Origin of the sequence: Campylobacter gracilis, from assembly GCF_001190745.1 — a bacterium.
GTDB classification, from domain to species: domain Bacteria; phylum Campylobacterota; class Campylobacteria; order Campylobacterales; family Campylobacteraceae; genus Campylobacter_B; species Campylobacter_B gracilis.
In genome coordinates this window covers 745,968-767,206 of sequence record NZ_CP012196.1, presented here as the reverse complement: position 1 = coordinate 767,206, position 21,239 = coordinate 745,968, and the positions used below count along the sequence as shown (strand labels likewise).

The following is a 21,239-nucleotide window of genomic DNA, read 5'->3' as shown; positions in this document are numbered from 1 at the left end:
CTCTACTGCCTTGGCGTCTGGATTTTAGAGCCGGTAGGCTCTTTCGACGTAGAATTTTGCTCTGGCATAAAACCCTGCCTCGATATGGAATTTTGTCTTGACGAGGCAGAATTCTGCGCGGCGGAATTTATGGGCATCGCGAAATTTTCAGAAGTCGCGGAATTTGGTGTCTGATTTTGAACTGCGGAATTTGCAGACCCAGCAGAATTTTGCGAAGCGGAGTCTTTTGGCGTTAAATCACGCGTTGCAGCGGGACCTGGACGTGCAGAATCTAACGCGGAGCTTTCGGGCGCCGTAGATTTTATGGAATCAGGCGCAGGAGTTTTTATTGCCGGGCTTTGCGGCGCCTGATCTTTTGGCGCAGAGCCTTTTATCGTAGTGGGATTTTGCGATATAGAATTCTGAGGCGCTACGCCTGTGCCTGCGACGCACGCATCGATCGCCTCTAAATGCTCTTTGCCTTCAGGGGAATTAAAAAATTCTGCATCTTTGATTTTAGCCATTTCATTTTTAGCCTTGTCGCACTCGCCAAGCTTGTAGTATCCCCAAGCAAGCGAGTCCAGATAATACGGCGAGTCGGGGTCTTTTTGTAGGGCGCGGCGGACGAGCTCGATACCCTTGCGAACGTCCAAATCGTGATCTATTAGGATGTAGCCGTAGTAGTTTAGATGCACGGGGTCTTTGAGCTGCGGCGCGATATTTTCAAATTTTGCCACTACGCTAGATAGGGTTTTGGCATCTACGTTTTTGCCCGCACTTTCATATTCGTAGATCGCCTCGATCGCTAAAAAGTCGTAATTTTTGGTCTTCATAAACTCATCGCGCGCCATTTTAATCGCGGTTTTATAGTCTTTTTTATGCGCGTAGGCATCGATTAGAAGCTCGCGCTTGTAGTCGTATTTTTTCAAAAGCTCGATTATTTTATCAAAGTCGTTTGAGTAGTAATAAATCGCTATCATATCGTCTAAGAATTTATTATCTCCTTTAGCCTCATACAGCGCTTCATCGATCTTAGCGACATCTAAATAGCGCTTATTCGCGCGATACACATCAGCTAGCAGCTCGCATGCCATACCCTGGACGCAGCCGTAGATGCGCCTGTGCGTCTCTATAATGCGGATAGCTCCGTCCGAATCATCGAGTTTATTTAGCAGCACGTCGCATAATCTAATGAGATTTTCGTCGGTTTTGTCTAGCTCATAGGCTTTTTCGAAGTAGGTTTTGGCTAAAGTAAAATTCTCCATCGCATAATATGTCGCCGCTAAAATCGCATAACTACGCGAAACGGGATCTACGGTGACTAGCTTAAGAGCAGCGGTATTAGCGTTTAGATTATCTTTAATGCCTAAGTAGTAGCCGATCTTTACTCGCAGATACTCGGAGTCTGAGCTTAGGCTCTTTTCGCCGAGCTTTAAATAGCGCGCCGTATTTTTGCGATCTTTAATCGCAAAAGCGGTCTTTAGCGCTTCTAGCAGATAAACGGACGAGCCCGTTTTATTGTAGGCCTTTTCGTATAAAAACATCGATGCGACGGGATCTTTATGCAGTAGCTCCAAAGCTGTAAGCAAATCGAAATTTAGCTCGGCGTCCTCTTGCGCTCGCATCGCGTGATTTAGCTTTTCTTTGGTTATACTTTTAGCGCTTACGCCACGATTTATCAAGCTCTTTTTAATTGCATCTTTTGCACCGTTTTTTGTGCCAATGCTGGAATTCCGATCAGACGCCTTTTTATCCGTAACGGACTGCTTCGCTGCTGCAGCATTCGTCCCCCTCTCCGCACTTAGATACTGCGGCGCTAAAATCATCGCCGCGATTAAAATTCCGCCAAAAACCTTACCCCGATACATTCTTCCTCCAATTCTTTAGTATGCGTTTTAAAATATTCCCAAAATGGAAAGCTACGACACTGCTTCGGACGCAGCTCGTAAATCCCGCAGTTGCGCTGCGTCTCGTCAAAAAACACGCACGCTAAGCCGCCTTCAAAGGGCTTTTCTTTTACGCTAAATCTAGCGCCTATTTTTTGTAAATAAATTTCTTTAAGCCTTGCGGACAAAATTTTAAATTTTACCGCTAACGCCGCGATCTCGCTCTCATCTATCCAGATGTAGCCGCTCTCTCCGGTGCAGCACTTACCGCCGCAGCGCTCACACGCGCTCGCATCAAAGCTAAAGCCGAACTCACTCATAATCCACGCTCGTTAAATCCGCGCTTTTATAGATCGCGTGGGCTTGTGCGGTGCGCCTTCCGTGCGCGCTAGCATAGATCGGAAGGACGATCTCACAGGGCGAGCGCGAGTTCTTACGAGCCTGCAAAAGCGCGAGTTTAGCGGGCTTTGAAATGTCGGGATAGACAAAACCAAGCCTCGTTAAATTTAGCCTAAACTCGCCTAAAAGCTCGCAGATTTTAGCTAGCTTGCCCGCCTCATAGCAAAAAATAAGCGTACCACCAGGCTTAAGATGAGCGTTCGCAGATCGCACAAAATCCCGTAGGCTAAGGCTTGCTGTGCTCTTACTAAGCGCCATATGAGGCTCTTTGCTAAGCGAAATGCGCTCTCGATAAAAGGGCGGATTTGAGACGATAAAGTCAAAACGCTTCTCGCTTTTAAACTCCGCAAAATCCGCGTGCAAAATCTCGGCAGCCAGGCCGTTTTGTGACGAATTTAGCTTTAAAATCTCTAAATTTCGCTCCTGGATTTCTAGCAAACTTAGATTAATGCTCTTAAAATCGCGCTTTAGCAAAAGCCCTAGAATTCCACATCCTGCGCCCACATCCAGCACGTCGCCGTATATCGCTCGTGGATTTAGCGCGCCTTTAGGGCTACGCTCATCGCAAACTGCAAACCCGCCGTCACACAAGCGCTCCGCAGCAAAATCCGCGCGCGCCTTGGCGTCTTCAAATTTGCTTGCGAAATCTTTATCGTGCGTCTTTTGAGATTCTAAAGACTGCGCGATTTGCTCGTCACAAAATTTAAAATTTTCACCGCTTGCACTACCGGGCTTTAAAGCATGCCGGGCTTCGTCGTTTTGAAAATAGGAATTTTTATAGCGCCCGCTTTGAAATTTCTCCCAAAATTCCGCTTGAAATTCCATTTTAAATTCCGCCTGGAATTCGGCGCAGCCTTTACCTCCAAAATCACGATCATCCCCCACGCTATGGTTAGCGGCATACGACTCTTCTTTGCTAAAAGCGCAATCCTCGGCGCAAAATTCCACCTCGTCGCCTACGTAATCCGCGGCGCAAAATTTTGCATTAAAGCCTCCATCTGTCGCGCCTTTAAATTCCGCGCCACAGCCCAGCGCCCAAGAGTCATTTTGTGACGCTACGTCAGCTTTACGCACGCCTGAGCTTCTTATAAAATTCCACAAAAAAATCGTATCGCTCGTGTAGCGATAACCCTTTTTTGGCTGATAAAGCCTCATCTGCGGATATTTTTGATGATGGTATGGGCGTGATTTATCGCCACTACGATCGATCCGCCGCTTCTACTGATGAGATCTCCGCCGACGTAAAGCCCGCTAGTGGCAGTTTGAAGATTTTCATCCACGATCGGCACGCCGTTTTCATCGTAAGCGATGCCGCATTTTTTAAGAAAATCAATCGGGCTCGTGCCGCCGATCGCATAGATCACGCGGTCAAATACGAGCTCGGTACCATCATCAAATTTTACCAGCACCTTGCCGTTTTCATTCTCAAGAGCCTCTATATCGATACCTAAGCGCAAGATGATGTTGCCGTATTTGGTCTCGCGCATTACGTCGCTTTCGTTTGTCTCGTTTAGGCGGGTAAATTTAGGCTTGCGATAGCAAAGCGTCACGACATTGGTCTTGCATAGCGCTATAGCGTATTCCGCAGCTGAGTTACCGCCTCCGACGACTAGAATTTTTTCATTGATCGTGCATTTATCAAGATTGAAATTTACCCGTTGCGTGATCGAAGGCGGAATTTTATAAGCGGGCTTATTGGGCTTGCCCATCCTGCCAATTGCGACGATGACATTGCGCGCGCGGTATCCAGCCGAGCTAGTCGTGATATAAAACTCATCTGCGTGCTTTTCGATCTTTTCGACCTCGCTTTTGAAATTCGTATCGATTTCGTCGCTATCTAAGAGCTCGTCGAAATAATTTAGCACGCTCTCTTTTGTGCCGGTTTCAAATGAAATAGAGCCGCGCGTCTCGCTATCAAAGCCCTTATATTCTTTATCGACGCGCTTTTTATCTTTGTAAAACTGCCTAATCGTTTGAGAGTGGTTGTCGCCTTTTTCAAGCAGAAGCACGTGCGCGAGCCCGTTTCTTTTGGCTTCTACTACGGAAGCGATGCCGCAAGGACCGCCGCCGATCACCGCCAAGTCGTAAACGTCTATCATAAATTTCCTTTAATCTTTTAAATTTCATACAAAATTATAGTAAAAATTCCATTAAAATCAGTGGAATTTCCTAGCAATTTCGCAGCTTTAATTTAAAATTTTAACGCTTTAAGATGCTTGCTTGGCTAAATTTGAAAAGACATAATTTTCTCCGTTTAAATTTTAAATTTCAAGGCGCCAAAATCCGTTTGTAAAAACTAGCGCGGCAGAAGCGGCAGCAAGAGCAGTAAATTTTAAAATTTCACTTTGCCTAGATAGAATTTTGCGAGCTAAGATAAAGCGGCAAGAGCGGTGAAATTTTAAAATTTCACCGCCCGAGCAGGAGTTTTTAGTAGAAGCTTTAAGGCTAGTTGAAATTTAGCGTATACTTTATGCTAAAGTTAAATTCCATATCTTTTTCGACCTTCGGAAAGCTGCCTTTTGTGCGCTCGACTGCGCTTAATGCACCCTCATCAAGCGAATCGACATTCGAAGAAGACGTAACGCGAAGACCCTTAACATCGCCGCTTGCCGTATAGGTAAAGTGCACGCCTACGACGCCGATTTTACGCATACGCTGGGCATTTTTAGGATAATGCGACTGCGCGTAGCGAGAAATGATGGCGAAAATTTTCTTACCGACATCGCTATTGCTAGGATCGCCGCGGCTTGTAATGGCGTCGCTACCGCCACCTGCTGCGCTGGAGCCGCCGCCCCCGCCGCTACCTAGCGAAATAGGCTTTGTCGGGTCAAACTTCGCCGTTAAATTCCTATCGCTGCTTTGAACTTTATGCTCTTTTTTAGGCTTCGGTTTTTCGACCGGTTTTGGTTTTTCTACCGGCTTTGGCTTGGGCTTTTCGACCGGCTTTGGTTTTTCGACTACAGGCTCTGGTATAGGCTCCGGTTCAGGAATCGGCTCTGGCTCAGGTATCGGCTCCGGCTCAGGCGGAGTTGGTTCCGGTTCCGGTTCGGGCTCGGGCTCTGGTATAGGCTCCGGTTCGGACTGATCAGAAGGAGGCGGGATATTGGGCTCATCGGAGATATCGCCCTGCTTGGCATCATCCATTATGCTATCGATGGAAAAGGCTATCATATCGGGCATGCTAGGCGGCTTTGGTGCCGACGATAAAAGAGCAAAAACACCCACAGCGATGATGCAATGCAGCACCAAAGATACGATGAAGCCTATTGCGCTATCTTTATTCATTGCTCTTTTTCGGTCACGATCGCAAATTTTTCATGGCCCGCCTTTTTTAGGACATCCATGATCGAAATGAAAGAGGAAAATTTCGAGTCTTTATCGTTTTTTAGCACGACAAGATCGTTTTTATCGAGCGCGGCAATTTTTTTCTCAAGCTCATCCTCGCTTATTGCGACATCGTCTAGATAAATTTTAGATTCGCTATCCACTTTGATGGTAACTTTTTTATCCTCTTGCGGATTTTGCGAGCTTGAAGAAGATGGAAGATTTACCTTGATATGACCCTGCGCGATGAAAGTTGAGACACTAAGCACGATCGCTAACAGCACCAGCATAATGTCGATGAACGGGACGATATTTAGCCCGTCTCGTCTAGGAATGCTCATTTATTTAACCTCATCGTAGCGGTTTAGAAGCACATCGACCTTGCGGACGAAACCGTTGTAGATGATGAGCGTAGGCACGGCGACTACTAGACCGGTAGCCGTAGCTTTAAGCGCAAGCGAAAGACCCTGCATGATAGCCTTGGTATCGATACCGCTTGCAGTACTCATATCAAAAAATGTGATCATAATGCCAATAACAGTACCTAAAAGACCGATGTACGGAGCATTTGAATAAACAATATAAAGCGTCGTTAAATTTTTTGTCAGAGCCTCTTCATATAGCGCCTTGCTTTTGTAATCGCTCGCCTTAACCTTCGAATAAAAAAGCAGCCTTTCGATAGTAAACCACACGACTAAAAAGCTCATAAATCCGAGGATCGCAAAGATAATGTAATCCACGTAATGCGCCAAAAATTCCATAATGCCCATAAGCTCTCCTTAAAAATTTTAAAAATTTTTATAAATTCAGCAAATCGCCTTGCCAAAAAATGAGCGATTTTATCAAAAGTAGATTTAATTTTTACTAAAATTTTGATGATCGATATTTAAATTATATTTTATCATTTAACTTTATTTAATGATAATAAAGCATTCGGAGATAAAATTCTAATGATTTTAAAATCTCTTGATAATTAATATAAAATAAAGGATTAATTTTATACTATTTCACATTTTTTACTCTCATTATCATTTAGGAGTTTCATATGAAAAAATTTCATCTGGCTTTGTCTTTGTGCGCGGTTTTTTGCTTAAGCGCACAAGCAGACGAGAAATCAAGCGCTACGGACGCATCCAAAAGCAAGGATTCAAATACGCAAAGCCTAGGCGTAATCGAAGTTACTAGTGATTCTAGCACGCCTAGCACCGTGGATGATGTCAAAATCAACACTCGCAACGCCACGCTCGTAAAAGACGTATTTCGCGACATTCCGGGCGTGTATGTGGGCGGCACCAACGGCATGAATCAAAAAATTTATATGCGTGGCGTGAGCGATCGCGGTCTAAATATCACGATTGACGGCGCGAAGCAAAACGGCAATACCTTTCACCACAACGCCGATTTACTAATCGATCCGGATCTTATCAAAGCCGTAGAGGTCGATGTAGGAGCGCGCTCGGTCGTGAACGGCTCGGGCGCCTTGGGCGGCTCGGTAGCTTTTAAGACTGTGGACGCTTCTGATCTGCTTGAGGACGGACAGGATATCGGCGCGAAGCTCAAAGCGGGCTATACGAGCAATAACGAGGGCTACTCGCAAAGCGCGATGCTCTACGGCAGGGCATTTGATAGCCTAGATATGCTTGCTGCATTCAAGCACTACGGATACGGCTTCGGTGAATCTGGCAACGGCAAACCTACGGGCGGCGATGGCAACGATATAAATTATTTATTCAAAGTAGGCTATAGCTTTTTGGATTTTCATAAAATTTCGCTATCTACCGAGCATATGCAGTATAAAGGTCTCTATCCGCTGCGACCGGAATTCGGCTCCTGGCTGAACGGACAGCTAGATAACCGCAAATACGAGCGCGATACACATACGATCAAATACACGTATAATCCAAGCGACTTGCTAGAACTCGACATCACTGGATACTACACAAAGCATCAACGCATCGGATCAACCTCGACAAATGTAAAATGGGGCGTCGAAACCAAAGGCGGCAAAATCGGTGCTAAGAGTAAATTTGAAACGAGCGATTTAGCGCATACGTTGCGCTACGGCTTTGATTACTACCGCTCCGAAAACTACGTAAAACCCGGTAATTTGCGTCCGGAAAGGGTCGATAACTACAGCGTCTATTTAGAGGATGCTATGCGCTACGGCGGGCTTACGGTAACTCCTGGCGTGCGCTACGAAAGGCACGAGCTAAAGACTTACAACGGCAGAGGCGCTAATATCTCTAGCTACAAATATAAATTTGACGAAGTAAGCCCCGCCTTGGCGCTTGATTACGAGATTGGCGCGGGATTTGGAGCGTTTGCGAGCTATGCGCGAGTATTTAGAGGACCTGACGTAATAGAGAGCATGATGGCTGCGGGCACTAGCCGTGGCAGACCGCTAAGCTGGATGGCTAACGAAAATTTAAAAGCCACTACGGGCAACGCCTACGAAATAGGCGGTCGCTACAAAAGCGATCTGGCAGAAAATTCCTCAGTAAGCCTAACTGCGAAGTATTTCAGAACGGAATATAAAAATCTCATCGTAGATAACAATGCGGCGGGCGGAATCGTCGGCTGCCCGGGAGGCGCGCAGGGCACCTTATGCAGAGCTAACGCAGGCGGCGCGGATATTGACGGCGTCGAGCTTTACGCAAGATTAATATTAGATGATTTGAGCCTTGCTGCGGGTTACACCCACCAGCACGTAGAATATAAAGACCGCGTGCGCAGCGGCTCGGGCTATCTAAGCTCAAACATCATCGGCTACCGCGACTACGGTGATAAATACACCTTCAATGCCGAATACGCAATCTCTGCGGCGGATCTACTGCTGGGCTATAACTTGCTCTTTTTCGACTCCAAAAACGTAGCCTCCGCAGCTAGCGACGAAAAAACAAAAGTGCCTAGCTACGCAGTTCACGATCTATACGTTACCTACGCTCCGGATAGTGGGCGATTTAAAGGGCTTGAGATCAACGCGGGCGTTTACAATCTCTTTGATAAAGCCTACGCATCGCACTCGCAGCGCAGCGCCGATTTTACTGGAGATTCAAATGCTATCGACTGGGAGCCTGGACGAAATTTCAAGCTAAGCGTGGCGTATAAATTTTAAAGCTTACGTGAGAGACCGCACGAAATTTTGCACGCTAAAGCAGCGAAATTTTAAAAATTCAAAGCCCTTGGAATTTCAAAATTCCTAGGGCTTTGGAAATTTGAAATTCCAAGGGCTTTGAATTTCAAGCCTTTAAATTCTACTAACAGAAATTTTCTCATAAAATTTTTGCGAATAGCAAAATTCTCATTCAAAATGGAATTCTAGCGTGCAGCGGAATTCCAAAAATTCAAAGCGATATCCGCAGCGCTTCACATCCGAAACTCGTTTAGAATTTATAAAATTCCTCCCGCTTAAAGCGCCGTCCGTTTACTCTTCATCGTTAAAATTCTATTTTAAATTCTACTTAAAAGGAGAGCCTTTGTTAAATTCTACTAAAAACGCCATTCGTGGCGCGTTTTGGACGAAACCGTTCATAGTTTTAGTGCTGCTTTTGCTGCTGTTAATTCCGCTAAGCTTTATTGATAACCTCACCTACTCCCGCTCCGAAACCAAGCAGCTCGCGCAGGATTCGATCCTCACACCGGTGGGCGGCGAGCTACAAATCCAGGGCCTTGCGATCGTAGTGCCCTACGCAGAGATAATCGAAGCGATAGACAAAAGCAACAACGAGCTCGTAAAAAGGCGCGTAGAGAAAAATTTCATCATCGTGCCTAAAAACTACTCCCTCGCGGCGGAGATCGACCCCACCTATCTAAAGCGCGGGATTTTTCGCGTTCCGATATATAACGGCGATTTTGCGCTTAAGGCGGACTTTGAGGCGATAAACTATACCGAGCTCGGCGTCGATCCTGCGCGGCTAAATTTCGACGAAGCCGTGCTAGTGCTCGGCGTAGGCAATCAAAAATCCTTCACCGCTTCTCCCGCTTTAAGCTTAAACGGCAAGGAGCTTAAGCAATATCACGGCAACACCGAAGCTAAAATTTTCGATCGAAGCCTAATCTACAAGCTCCCCGCTTCCGCGCTTTCGTCTGATTTTAGCATCAGCGGCACGCTTAAAATCCAAGGCGGCGAGGCACTTCATCTAGCTCCGATCGCGCAAAATAGCCGTTTTGAAATTAGCTCTACTTGGGCATCGCCTAGCTTTGGCGGCGGCTTTATCGCCAAATCGCGCGAAGTAAGCGCTAGCGGTTTTAAAGCTTCGTGGGAAGTTACAGGCTTAGCCGCAGGCATTGCTCCTGCGTGGCTTGCAGATCAAGATGACCGCGTCGCTATGACGAACTGGCGCAGCAACGACGATAGAAATGACGCCGTAAGCATCGGCTTCATCGAGCCTGTGAACAACTACTCGCTGATTAAGCGCTGCACGGATTACGCTCTGTTATTCTTAGCGGTGCCGTTTTTGGCGATCTTTTTGTGCGAGGTTTATACTCACGAGCGCATCCACCCGATCCAATATCTACTCATCGGGCTTGAGGACGTCGTTTTCTACCTGCTGGTACTTTCACTCTCCGAACACATGGGCTTTGCGCTTAGCTATGCTGCTTCGGCGATCGCGGTAAGCGCGATAGTATTTTTCTACGCAAGCGCGATTTTCAAAGGCGCGCGCTGGGGCATTTTCATCACTTGCGTTCAGCTCGTTTCATATGCGATCCTCTATGTCATCTTAAATTCCGAAGACTACGCCCTATTAATGGGAAGTCTGATGATATTCGCGGTGATTTCGCTCGTTATGTATTTTACGCGCAAGCTCGACTGGTACGATACGGCAATCCCAAGCGGCGAGAAAAAGCAGGAGCAAGAGCCCGAAATTTAGCCTTTAAATTTAGCGCTAAATTTAATCGCAATGGCCTTTGGAGCTTTAAAATCCAAAGGCCTTTTTAAATTTGCCCGCTAAATTTCGACTGCCAAAATTTCATCTATTTAAAATTTTACACGCTGCGGCAGATACGGAGCGCATCGTAGCGGCAAACATGGTGCGGTGGCACGCGTTTTAAATTTAATTCCGTTAGCGCACCGAGCCGAACGGCGCATTTTAAAATTTTGCCCCGCGAGCGCGAACATATCACGACAAAGACAAAAATTTAAAGCGCGCCGTTTTAAATTTTAAAATTTCATCTGCGCCGCAAAGCCTATTTTTGAGTATAATGAGCGAAAAATTTTAAGGATTTTGTGTGATACTTGCTATTGAGAGCAGTTGCGACGACAGCTCGGTCGCGGTGATGGATGAGCGCAGTTTCGAGCTGAAATTTTACGAAAAAATAAGTCAGGAGGCTGATCACGCCAAATACGGCGGCGTCGTGCCCGAGCTTGCCGCGAGGCTGCATACTGAGGCGCTGCCGCGGATTTTACAGCGCGCAAAACCCTATTTTAGCGAGCTTAGCGCCGTCGCAGCGACCAATACACCGGGGCTCAGCGTGAGCCTGATCGGCGGCGTGAATATGGCAAAAGCGCTCGCGCTCGCGCTAAATCTGCCGCTCATCGGCGTAAATCATCTCATAGGCCACGTCTACTCGCTGTTTTTAGGCAGCGAGGCGCGATTTCCGATGGGTGTTTTGCTCGTTAGCGGCGGGCATACGATGGTTTTGGATATCGGCGCTGCGGGGGGTATCGAAATTTTAGCGACCACCGGCGACGACAGCTTCGGCGAGAGCTTCGATAAGGTCGCAAAGATGCTGGGCCTCGGCTACCCGGGCGGCGCACTCATCGAGGAGCTTGCCAAAGACGGCGAGCCGAGGTTTGAGCTGCCCGTGCCGCTAAAGGGCGACAGGCGGCTGGAGTATAGCTTTTCGGGGCTTAAAAACGCCGTGCGCGTGCAGATAGAGAAGCTAAAAGAGGCGGGCGAGCTAGACGAGCGGGCGATGCGCGATCTGGCGCGCTGCTTTGAGGACGCGGCGTGCGCACACATACTGGATAAATTGCAGCGGATCTTTGAGCTGCGCCGCTTTGCGCGCTTCGGCGTCGTGGGCGGAGCGAGCGCAAACCTGCATCTGCGCGGGCTTTTGACGGATTTGTGCGAGCGGGCGGGCTGCGAGATACTTTTCGCGCCGATGAAATTTTGCTCCGACAACGCCGCTATGATCGCGCGCGCGGCGATAGAAAAGCTGCGTAAAAAGGAATTTACGGCGCCCGCAGAGCTTGAGATCATCCCGCATCTAAATCTACGCTCGGCGTTTGAGTGAAATTTTCAATTAGTTCACTGCCGTCCCTTTTTGTGACGATTGTATTTTTAACGCCATTCTATTTTTCTTTGATTAAATTTTGTATTTCCATGGAGTAGCTATATGATGACTGCATAGTTTCAGTATAGCCATATTCTCCATATGTTTCCAGGCTTTCATTTAAAATTGAAATTACTTCATCAGTTGAAAGTGTTTTTGTATGCATTGGACTTAAACCTAATAATTGCCAAATTCTATGAAGTCGCTTTGGCCCTACTGTTTTATCAATTTCATAATCAAGAACAACTTCTATAAAATCTCCATTATAATATAAAATCCAAATAGCTTTTTCAAGCGTATTATGATCATATTCATAGTCTGGAAAATTATAAACTTTCCATAACCAACAGTTTCTTACTCTGTCAATAGTCCAATCCAGTCTACCGACAAAAATTTTATAATATGGATTATACTTGTAGTAAATTTTACTCAATCCGTACTTCTCATCATCCTCTTTAGTGATGATCGCATTTTCAAACGCCATTCTCTCCTCCTTAAAATTTTAATTATCGGATTATACTGCGATATGTTTATATCCGTCTATACGATCATAAATAGCATAGGAGTCAAATTTATAATTGATTTTGCTTTGAACCGCGCGCAACGCTCTCAGAAAATTTTTAAAATTTCAAAGCGCAGTTTAAATTTACAGCCGCGGCTCGGCGAGCGCTAAAGCGCAGGCCGCCGCCGTATGTTTAAATCCCGCCACAAATCATGCGGCGCTACGTATTCAAAACCCGCGCATATCAAGCGCTGCGATGACACGCCGAGTCGCGCGGGCTCGATAAATTTCGTCGCGGCTCGCCTAAGCTTCTATCGCGTAGGGGATTTTATCTTTCGCGCCGGCGCCCGCAAAGCCTTTAAGTCGCAGCAGGCAGCTGTCGCAAAGCCCGCACGCAGCGTCCTCGCGCTCGTAGCAGCTCCACGTAAGCTCCAGCGGCACGCCGATCTCAAGCGCTAGCGAGACGATCTGCGCCTTGCTAAGGTGCACGAGCGGGGTTTTGATGCGCGGATGAAAGTCGCGGCTCGTGCCCAGCTCAAGCGCTCGCTCGAACGCGGCGATGAAGCTCGCGCCGCAGTCGGGGTAGCCGCTGCTGTCCTCCTGCACCACGCCGATGAAAATCGCGTCGCAGCGCTCCTTCTCGGCGAGCGCGGCGGCGATGCTCAAAAACACGCCGTTGCGAAACGGCACGTAGGTGCTCGGCAGATCCGAAAACGCGCTCTCGCCGCTTGACGGTGAAATTTTATCGCTTTGACTTTGCGATGGAATTTCACCCTCTGCGCGCTTCGATGAAATTTTATCGCCCTGCTGCGGCTGGGCTCCGCTTTGAGATGAAATTTCACCTTCTTGAACCAGAATTTTGCTGCCTTGCGATGAAATTTTGTCGTCGCAGGCTAAAATTTTACTGCCTTGCGGCGAAAACTCATCGCCCCCTAGTAAAATTTCAGCGTCTTGAATTAAAATTTCACCGCTCTGCAAGCGGCTGTCTCGCGCCGAATCTGCACCGAGCGTAGCGTCCGCGGAGCTCGCCATGAAATTTGACGCAGTAAAATTTTGCCCGCCAGTCTCGGCATTAGTAGAATTTGCTGCGATAGAATTTTGCCCGTTTACTTCGGCGATGGAATTTGTCTCGATAAAATTTAGCTCTCCAAGCTCGGCGCTCTTGGAATTTGCCGCGCTGTCAATCTCGGCGCCGGTAGTATTTGCTGCGCCGCAAAGCTCCGCAGCACCTTTTCTGATCGGCAAAGTACCGTCCGTAAGGGCGCTTCCGCCGATTTGCGCGATGAAGCGAGCGTCTAAAATCAGCCTTTTTGCGACCCCCAAATCGTCGCAAATTTTACCAAAGCACTCGCGCTCCTTGCCCATCGTGCGCTGATCGTAGTCAAAGTGCAGCGCTACGATCTCGTAACCTTCGCGCCTCGCGATATAGGCGCAGGTCGCGCTGTCCATGCCGCCGCTGATCACGCATAAAGCTCTCATTTTCGTCCTTTTTTTGCTAAAATTATACGAAAATTTTATAAAAGAGGGGTAAAAATGATACTTTGCGAGCAGCCCTATCCCGAAATTTTGGACGCAATCGCGGCGGAGCTGGGCGGCGAGAGCGTCGAGTTAATTTTCGTGCGCGGCGAGGAGATGCGGCAGCTAAATGCGCAAACGCGCGGCATCGATAAGGCGACCGACGTGCTGAGCTTTCCGCTCGATCCTGCGGCATTTGCGGGCTTCGGCGAGGATTTGAGCGAAGAGAGCTCCGCGCATGAAAACAGCGGCGATAAAATTCTAAACGCCGCGAATTCCGCTAGTGAAAATACAGGCGCCGCAAATTCTGCGAGTAAAAATTCCAATACCATGAATTCCGAAAATTCCGAGGGCGAAAGTCCTAATGATGAAAATTTAAAGAATGAGAATTTTGACGGCGGGAATTTCGCCCCTGCGCTACTCGGCTCGGTCGTGATAAATTTAGACCTCGTGGAGTTAAAAGCCGCGCAGCTTGGGCACGGCAGAGATGACGAGACGGCGCTGCTTTTTACGCACGGTCTGCTGCACGTGCTAGGTTACGATCACGAAAGTGACGACGGACAGATGCGCGCCAAAGAGTGCGAGATCATCGAGAAATTCCGCCTTCCAAAAAGCCTAATCGTACGAACGGAAGGAAATGAGGAGTAGGCGCTGCGGATAGCAAGCTGCGCGGTAAGCTCTATATGGATCGCGAAGTAAAGTTTATATATGAACAATAAATTTGAAGTGCCAAAACATGAGTGACAAGAAATTTTGCGATTTATTGAAAAAAGTTTATTTTGGCGTGAGTGGAATGAATTCCTGCGCGTATTTTTAAGTAGAATTCTTATCGCATCAGACATTGCGGAATATTTATACCCCTTTTAATAGATTTTTATATGCTTTATTTAGTTTAAAAAATATCAAAAATAAAATTAGCGCCAAAATAATTCCACTGCATAAAAAGAGTTTTTGTTCAAAGAAATTTTGCCTAAGATCAACTTCGATAATTACTTTATTATCACAATCTCCAAATTCTACGATATGAAGATTGATCATTTTTAAGATTACGCATTTATTATTAATGTATCTGCTAAATATAAAATCACAAAAGTATTTTTCTTCATAGTCGTATTTATTTGTATCAATATGAAAGTCGATAAATTCCCAAGAAAATATTTTGCCATTTCCCGCTACGGATATCTTGCAACCATTACCGCTTTTATAGCTATGAAATCTAAAAAATTTCTCTACTGTTCCGGAGAAAATATATGGATTCTGTAAGGACTTCTCACTGGGTGCAACTGCATAAGCGGCTGAAAAACATATAGGCATAAGAACCATAGAAAATACGGCAATCATAGCTAAAAAATTATGCTTTTTAGCAAAGCCGAATTTGATTAGATCATTACAATAATCCACGTAACGAAGCGGATTTTTCATTGTGTTCCTTTAGATAAACATAGATGGTAGCCCAAAAAGCGCACGCTATCGCAAGTTCGGTAATTAGACTTAACGGCTACCCTCGATATCCGCAAAGTGCGAATGGGCGTACAAAATCCAACTGCACTTTCATTAAATTTCGAACGATACATTGATGTATTGTATTGTGCGGCGGATTAAATGCTGCTTAATATTTTTATTACAAACGCGAAATAAAAAGCCTAGAAACAAAGGTTTGTACGAGCTAGCTTCTACGTCGCAATTATCAAATACATTTTCTTGCGGTCTTCTTAATATTTAAGGCCGCTATCTTTCGTAGTAAAATAAATTTTTACATTCGAAAAAATAGGCAAATCTTGTAAATTCTCTAGTTCTACCTTATACATACCTTTTTGTAAGGGCGTGCAGGCTATCGTCGCACTATATGCGTCATAGTGTTTCTCGCCCCTATAAATACTCGTTTGCATATACGCGGGGCGTAAATTCCTCACCTCTGCAAACACGGGTTTTAACTTATAATAAAAATACTCCTTTCCGCGTCCAAATTTATTCGGCTCATTATCTATTTTGTATATCTTTAGACTTAGCGGTATTTTGGTACCGCGCAGCAGCGTTTCGTTCACGTCGTATTCCCCTCCTATATACGTATTTGCGAACTCATCATCCAAGAGCTTCATATCTCTATCGTAATCGTATGAGACAAAATCCAAAGTAAAATATCTACAAATTTTATCATCTTTGTTATTTATATATAATTCCGCTTTATTGCCGGCTTTAGTTAAATTTATATCGGTAAATTCCATAGGAATGCGCGGCTTAATTATCAAATAATTTATAAGCTCCTCCGCCACATAACAAAACAAAATAGACGCCGCTATTATAAAAATAAATTTTAATACTCTCATATTGCTCCATTTATAGGCATTTTAGCGGATTTATCCTTTCGCTTTAAGCATAATAGATTTTATTCACATTCATGAATGTATGGATCTTTTAGGGTAAATTCGCCATGATCTCCCAGCCAAAATTTGCATACTTAAAGTTATCAATCGCAACTGAATGCGTTGCATGTTTTACTCCTTAACGATAAATTTTTGTATTTAAATACAAATTTCTACAAACGGATGTTTGCGAAACTTTGTCTTTAAATTTGCTAATTTTAATAAAAACCGCTTTAAGACCGTTTATTAAATTTACGGAATCGATAAAAAGTAGATAATCTTCGCTCTTATATTTTATCGGTCCGAAATAAATCAGGGTATCTCCTGCGATCTTGTTTCGATAATCCTCAAAATCTGCCCTGCTATAATATGAATCGTATGAGGGGTCTTTTATAATTTTACTGCACTCTTGCGGATCTAGAATATACATAAAATTTGCAAAAGACATCTCGTATTGCCGAAAATCTCTATACGTCATAATATACAAAAGCTTATTATCAAATTTATATAACGTAAATCCGCGCCCGCTAAAGCCGTCTCTAATCGTTGTATTCATATCCATATACCAGCAATCGCCCATATTTTTCTTTAAAACGGGGTTATTGTAATCCGTCGTATCAAAAACCAGAGGCTTGATTACGCTTATATTTTTCCATTCGAATAGATCATCGTAAAAGTCGTTGCAGAAGTCTCTTTCTTTTGATAAATGCTCTTCATACTCTTTTTTGAGCGTTGCATTTCTATCTATTTGCCAAAAGCTAACGGTTTTTCCGTTGAAAGTGGTTTCTCCTTCTACCATACCGGAAGGATTGTTTCTTACTACTTTCCTATCATTAGCTTTCCATAAAGCTATTTTTAAATCAAAAGGAATTTCCGTATCGCTTACATCGTTTGCATTCGCAAATAGTGCAAATGCGATCATTAGAATAAGAATATGAATCCGCATAGTCGCTCCTATCGATAAAGCTTCGTGTTTAAATATGAATTACTACAAACAGGCATTTGTAAAATACCGTCTTTAAATTTCCTGATTGTGACGTTGAATAGTTGTCCGCTATCCGTATTGTCAAAATCTATGAAAAGTAGATAGTCTATATCTTTATAACGTATCGGTTCGGCATAAAACAGACGCGGTTTATATATGATATTGCCCAGAATTTCTAAATTTACCCTACTACGAGGATCTTTTATGATTTTACTACATTCTTGCGGATCTAAAATGTAAGCAAGATTTGCGAAATCATCCGTCTGATATATATAAGGAGTGGTTTTGTAAATCATAATATACAAAAGCTTATTATCAAATTTATATAACGTAAATCCTCGCCCGCTAAAGCCGTCTTTAATCGTTTTATTCATATCCATATACCAGCAATCGCCCATATTTTTCTTTAAAACTGGGTTATTGTAATCCGTCGTATCAAAAACCAGAGGTTTGATTATATTTATATTTTTCCACTCAAACAGATCATCGTAAAAGTCGTTGCAGAAGTCTCTTTCTTTTGATAAATGCTCTTCATACTCTTTTTTGAGCGTTGCATTATCTTCTATCGTAAAAAAATAAAAACTCTTGCCATTAAAGGTAGTTGCACCCCGAATCATAGGTTCGTGGAGGGTTTTTCTTACAACTTTTTTATCTTGAATTTTCCATAAAATAGGTTCCAGTTGCCATGGCATCGATGGATGCTTTATATCGTCCGCTTTTGCGAACGATACGGCAAACAAGATCGCTAAAATAAAAGCACGAATTTGCATCCCTTGCTCCTTAAAATGGGATTTTGGAATCCTAAAAGCATTTTTTTGTTATCGGTTGTATAAACTTATACAATACAATTACTTAATCTAAAGTATAAAATACATTATCATATCCGCACAAATATGAATTTATGCATATACCGCCGATCTATACGGCAGGCTTCCAGCGTTAAAACATCGATCAATTTTATTCACATTCATGAATATATGGATCTTTTAGGGTAAATTCGCCATGATCTCCCAACCAAAACGTCACGTACTCAAAATTATCAAGAGCAAATGTCGCATGGTGCTCGCTGTATACCCTGCGCGATCTGCATTTTTTGCCTTTGTAATCATAGTGATCTGATAGCTTTTTATAAAATTCGATGCTTTCGTTATCAAAGTCGTAGCCCAGCGCGATATCTTGATTTCGCCCGTCGTAAAAATGGATATAGTCAAAATCGAGGTTATAATAAATCTTGCAATGACCATTTTCGCCGTTTATTATGGCATCGCTGCATTTGATTATACAAGTAGCAAGGCCTATCGCCGCCAAAATCTATTTTCTAGCATTAATTCATCGCCCCGTTGCGCAAAATTTTGCGGGTGAAGCTTATGCCGGTAAAATTTTATAAATCGCGTCTAGCCGAAGTTTACGGGATCCATATCGATCTCGACGGGCAGATGCTCAAGCGCGCGCGCGGCGTTGATCAACGGCACGTGCGAACTAGCTCGCAACAGAATTTCAAAGCGAAATTTCGACGCGATATAGGCGATACCCGCCTTACCGTAGCCGATAATCTCGAAGCTCTCGCTCGCTTTCTCTTTCAAATACTGCGCGGAATTTTCGGCAGGGTTTTCGGTCTCTAAATTTATAAAATTTTGTGCGGCGCCGTTTCTTTTAGGCTTTAAATTTACGCTATCCGCGTCCCCGTCGCAAGCTGTAATTTGCGCATTATTTTTCAAATTTGAAGCGTTTTTTTGGGGGCTTAATTTTGCATTGCTCGCGCGCAGATCCGGGCTTTGAAATTTAGAATTTGACATCTGCTTACCGCCCTGCTGTGCAAAATTTTGTAAATTCAAAGCGCTTAAATTTATTTGCCCCGCGTCCAGCCCGTCATGCAATACAAACGCGCTACCTCCCGCCTGTTTGCGGCGTAAAAGCTCAAGCGCTATGTTCATTATCTCGCTCGCCGCGTTTTCGTTTTTATGCGAGATCAGCACGCGCAAAAGCCGCATATAGGGCGGATAGAGCCCCTCTCGAAACTCCGCCTCATCGCGCAAAAAATCATCGTAGTTTTCGATATAATCCCTAAAAAAGCCGCTCTGGCGCGTCTGTATGACGACCCTGCCCTGCCCCGAGCGGCCGGCGCGGCCAGCCACCTGCATCGCAAGCGCCAGCGTCTTTTCGCGCGCCCTAAAATCGGGATAGCTCAGATGCTCGTCGATCCCCATTATCACCGCAAGATCCACGCCGTGGTAATCGTGCCCCTTACTAAGCATCTGCGTGCCTACCAGAATGTCGATTTTATGGGCATTGAAGTTATTTAGCAGCGCCTCGAGCTTGCGCTGCGTGGTGATCTCGTCGCGATCAAATTTTGCGATGCGAGCGCTAGGGAAACGCGCCGCAAGCTGTGCGGCAAGCTCGCCGGTGCCGATCTTGCGCGCCTGCATCACCTCGCCGCCGCAGTTTTCGCAAGATGCCTTGTAAAACGTGCTAAAGCCGCAGTAATGGCACTTCAGCGCCGCAGCGTCCGCGTGATAGCTCATCCCGACGGCGCAAAACGGGCAGCGCACGATCTGCCCGCAGTTTTCGCAGACCATATATTTGTAGTTCGCGCGCGTCGGCAAAAACACGACCGCCTGCTTGCCGGCTTCGAGACTGCGCCCGATCTCGGTTAAAATTTTAGGGCTCAGCCCCGTCTCGCTCTCATCGAAAATGAAGCGCTTGGCGCTGCTAAAGTAGGTGCCGCGCAGGCGGAAGTGCGGCTGCTTCGCATAGGTGCTAAGCGCGGGCGTCGCAGAGCCCAAAACCACGCGGATGCCGAGCTTCTTGCCGACGAAAATCGCGGCGTCGCGGGCATTTAGACGCGGCGCGGCGGCGGATTTGTAGCTGTCGTCGTGCTCCTCGTCCACGACGATGAGGCCCAGATCGCTAAAGGGCAAAAACAGCGCCGAGCGGGCACCCGCGATGAGCCGAATCTCGCCTGCGTTAAATTTCGCTAAAATTTCACGCTTTTTTTTCGGCGAAATTTTGGAGTGCCAGACGCCGAGCCGCTCGCCAAAATAGCTCTGTAGCCGCTTCGTCATCTGCGGCGTGAGCGAAATCTCGGGCATCAAAAACAGCGCCTGCTTGCCCGCAGCGAGCGCCTGCGCGATCAGCGCGATATAAATTTCGCTCTTGCCGCTGCCCGTATCGCCGAAAATCAGAGACGTCTCATTGGCTTCGGCAAATTTACGCGCTTGTTCCTGCGCGGGGGTAAGGTTTGGAATTTTACCTATTTGAAGCGGAGATAGCGGCTGCGAAATGGGGTTTTGCGCGGTAGCGTCGAAATTTTGAATTAGGACGGAATTTTGCGCTGAAGCGGAATTCTGAATCGAAACGTAATTCTCTCCCTCGGCAAAATCCCGCTCTTGGATCGAATTTTGCGCGATGGCGAAATTTTGTTTGTATGCCGAACCCGGCGCGGCAGCAAAATTTATGGCGGTCTTCATGGCGGCGGAATTTTGAATCAATGCGAAATTTTGAATTGAGGCGGAATTTTGCTCATCGACAAAGTCCCGCTCTTGGATAGAATTCTGCGTGAGGGTAGAATTTAACGCCAAATTTTGCGAGGTAGAATTTGGCGCCTGCTTTAAATTTTGCCTTTGCATGGAATTTGGCGCGATGGCGGAATTTATGACGGTAACAGAATTTTCTGTGGTAGTAGAATTTTTCGTCAATGCAGAATTTTGGATTGAAATGGAATTTTGTGTGGCATTAAAATTCCCATCGAGCGTAGAATTTTGTGCGGTGATGGAATTCTGCTCGGAAATAAATTTTTGTTCGCATGTAGAAGTTTGCTTGCAAGCGGAGGTTGGCTTACTAACGGGAATTTGCTTGCAAGCGCGATTCTGCTCAGTCGTAGGATCCTCCTGCGAATTCCGCAAATCCTGCGCCGTATCGCTTGCAGGCTCGAAAATCCCAAATGCAACGCCATTTTCGCAGACATAGTAGTACGCGATAAAATTTGCAAGTGCGATCTGAAACGGAGTAAA

At 45.5% G+C, this 21,239-nt stretch carries 17 protein-coding genes and 3 pseudogenes; 4 read left to right on the top strand and 16 right to left on the bottom strand.

All coding sequences use genetic code 11. The annotated features are described in order from the left end of the window. Positions 1 to 2: 2 nt before the first annotated feature. The 7 genes from CGRAC_RS03990 to exbB form a co-directional block, all read right to left on the bottom strand. Positions 3 to 1,847: a tetratricopeptide repeat protein gene (locus CGRAC_RS03990; protein ID WP_005872142.1), complete on the bottom strand. Its 1,845-nt coding sequence runs from the start codon at positions 1,845 to 1,847 to the stop codon at positions 3 to 5. Continuing rightward, positions 1,814 to 2,185 carry a YkgJ family cysteine cluster protein gene (locus tag CGRAC_RS03985; RefSeq protein WP_005872143.1) on the bottom strand — a complete coding sequence of 124 codons (372 nt, stop codon included), beginning with the start codon at positions 2,183 to 2,185 and terminating at the stop codon, positions 1,814 to 1,816. Before CGRAC_RS03985 ends, CGRAC_RS03990 begins: the two co-directional genes overlap by 34 nt. Further along, on the bottom strand, positions 2,178 to 3,419 hold the full coding sequence (locus CGRAC_RS03980; protein ID WP_005872144.1) for a tRNA1(Val) (adenine(37)-N6)-methyltransferase: 1,242 nt from the start codon (positions 3,417 to 3,419) through the stop codon (positions 2,178 to 2,180). Before CGRAC_RS03980 ends, CGRAC_RS03985 begins: the two co-directional genes overlap by 8 nt. Beyond that, positions 3,416 to 4,363, bottom strand: a complete 948-nt coding sequence (locus tag CGRAC_RS03975) for an NAD(P)-binding domain-containing protein (RefSeq protein WP_005872145.1) — start codon at positions 4,361 to 4,363, stop codon at positions 3,416 to 3,418. Before CGRAC_RS03975 ends, CGRAC_RS03980 begins: the two co-directional genes overlap by 4 nt. A gap of 346 nt (positions 4,364 to 4,709) precedes the next feature. Then, positions 4,710 to 5,549 carry an energy transducer TonB gene (locus CGRAC_RS11790; RefSeq protein ID WP_005872147.1) on the bottom strand — a complete coding sequence of 280 codons (840 nt, stop codon included), beginning with the start codon at positions 5,547 to 5,549 and terminating at the stop codon, positions 4,710 to 4,712. Beyond that, a complete protein-coding gene (gene exbD, locus CGRAC_RS03965) occupies positions 5,546 to 5,929 on the bottom strand; it encodes a TonB system transport protein ExbD (protein ID WP_005872149.1) in 384 nt (127 codons plus the stop codon). Before exbD ends, CGRAC_RS11790 begins: the two co-directional genes overlap by 4 nt. Then, positions 5,930 to 6,349, bottom strand: a complete 420-nt coding sequence (gene exbB / locus CGRAC_RS03960) for a TonB-system energizer ExbB (protein ID WP_040304198.1) — start codon at positions 6,347 to 6,349, stop codon at positions 5,930 to 5,932. A 284-nt stretch (positions 6,350 to 6,633) separates the two neighbouring features. On the opposite strand from exbB, the gene CGRAC_RS03955 reads away from it, so the two are divergent. The 3 genes from CGRAC_RS03955 (at position 6,634) to tsaD (ending at position 11,825) form a co-directional block, all read left to right on the top strand. Further along, positions 6,634 to 8,703, top strand: a complete 2,070-nt coding sequence (locus tag CGRAC_RS03955) for a TonB-dependent receptor (protein WP_005872153.1) — start codon at positions 6,634 to 6,636, stop codon at positions 8,701 to 8,703. Between the two features lie 361 nt (positions 8,704 to 9,064). Continuing rightward, positions 9,065 to 10,459 (top strand): cell envelope integrity protein CreD, encoded by a 1,395-nt coding sequence (gene creD, locus CGRAC_RS03950; RefSeq protein ID WP_050346310.1) that lies wholly within the window; start codon positions 9,065 to 9,067, stop codon positions 10,457 to 10,459. Between the two features lie 358 nt (positions 10,460 to 10,817). Beyond that, on the top strand, positions 10,818 to 11,825 hold the full coding sequence (tsaD, locus tag CGRAC_RS03945) for a tRNA (adenosine(37)-N6)-threonylcarbamoyltransferase complex transferase subunit TsaD (RefSeq protein WP_005872161.1): 1,008 nt from the start codon (positions 10,818 to 10,820) through the stop codon (positions 11,823 to 11,825). A 58-nt stretch (positions 11,826 to 11,883) separates the two neighbouring features. Here tsaD and CGRAC_RS03940 read toward each other — a convergent pair whose 3' ends face one another. The 3 genes and pseudogenes from CGRAC_RS03940 to CGRAC_RS03930 form a co-directional block, all read right to left on the bottom strand. Then, positions 11,884 to 12,348 carry a hypothetical protein gene (locus tag CGRAC_RS03940; RefSeq protein WP_005872162.1) on the bottom strand — a complete coding sequence of 155 codons (465 nt, stop codon included), beginning with the start codon at positions 12,346 to 12,348 and terminating at the stop codon, positions 11,884 to 11,886. A gap of 321 nt (positions 12,349 to 12,669) precedes the next feature. Beyond that, positions 12,670 to 13,137 (bottom strand): annotated as a pseudogene (locus tag CGRAC_RS12450) (7-cyano-7-deazaguanine synthase); the annotation flags it as partial. 441 nt (positions 13,138 to 13,578) lie between these two features. After that, a pseudogene (locus CGRAC_RS03930) lies at positions 13,579 to 13,845 on the bottom strand (7-cyano-7-deazaguanine synthase); the annotation flags it as partial. 54 nt (positions 13,846 to 13,899) lie between these two features. On the opposite strand from CGRAC_RS03930, the gene ybeY reads away from it, so the two are divergent. Then, on the top strand, positions 13,900 to 14,529 hold the full coding sequence (ybeY, locus tag CGRAC_RS11475) for an rRNA maturation RNase YbeY (RefSeq protein ID WP_005872165.1): 630 nt from the start codon (positions 13,900 to 13,902) through the stop codon (positions 14,527 to 14,529). Positions 14,530 to 14,733: 204 nt separating this feature from the next. Here ybeY and CGRAC_RS03920 read toward each other — a convergent pair whose 3' ends face one another. The 6 genes and pseudogenes from CGRAC_RS03920 to priA form a co-directional block, all read right to left on the bottom strand. After that, complete coding sequence (locus tag CGRAC_RS03920; RefSeq protein WP_005872168.1) at positions 14,734 to 15,303, bottom strand: hypothetical protein; 570 nt, start codon at positions 15,301 to 15,303, stop codon at positions 14,734 to 14,736. A 290-nt stretch (positions 15,304 to 15,593) separates the two neighbouring features. After that, the gene (locus CGRAC_RS03915) at positions 15,594 to 16,208 is read right to left on the bottom strand and encodes a hypothetical protein (protein ID WP_005872169.1); all 615 of its coding nucleotides are present in this window, start codon (positions 16,206 to 16,208) and stop codon (positions 15,594 to 15,596) included. Positions 16,209 to 16,383: 175 nt separating this feature from the next. Next, positions 16,384 to 17,190 (bottom strand): hypothetical protein, encoded by an 807-nt coding sequence (locus CGRAC_RS03910; protein ID WP_005872170.1) that lies wholly within the window; start codon positions 17,188 to 17,190, stop codon positions 16,384 to 16,386. A gap of 8 nt (positions 17,191 to 17,198) precedes the next feature. After that, the gene (locus CGRAC_RS03905; RefSeq protein WP_005872171.1) at positions 17,199 to 17,999 is read right to left on the bottom strand and encodes a hypothetical protein; all 801 of its coding nucleotides are present in this window, start codon (positions 17,997 to 17,999) and stop codon (positions 17,199 to 17,201) included. A 187-nt stretch (positions 18,000 to 18,186) separates the two neighbouring features. Beyond that, positions 18,187 to 18,537, bottom strand: a complete 351-nt coding sequence (locus CGRAC_RS03900; RefSeq protein WP_005872172.1) for a hypothetical protein — start codon at positions 18,535 to 18,537, stop codon at positions 18,187 to 18,189. Between the two features lie 602 nt (positions 18,538 to 19,139). Further along, positions 19,140 to 20,477: pseudogene (priA, locus tag CGRAC_RS12835) on the bottom strand (replication restart helicase PriA); the annotation flags it as partial. Between the last annotated feature and the right edge of the window lie 762 nt (positions 20,478 to 21,239).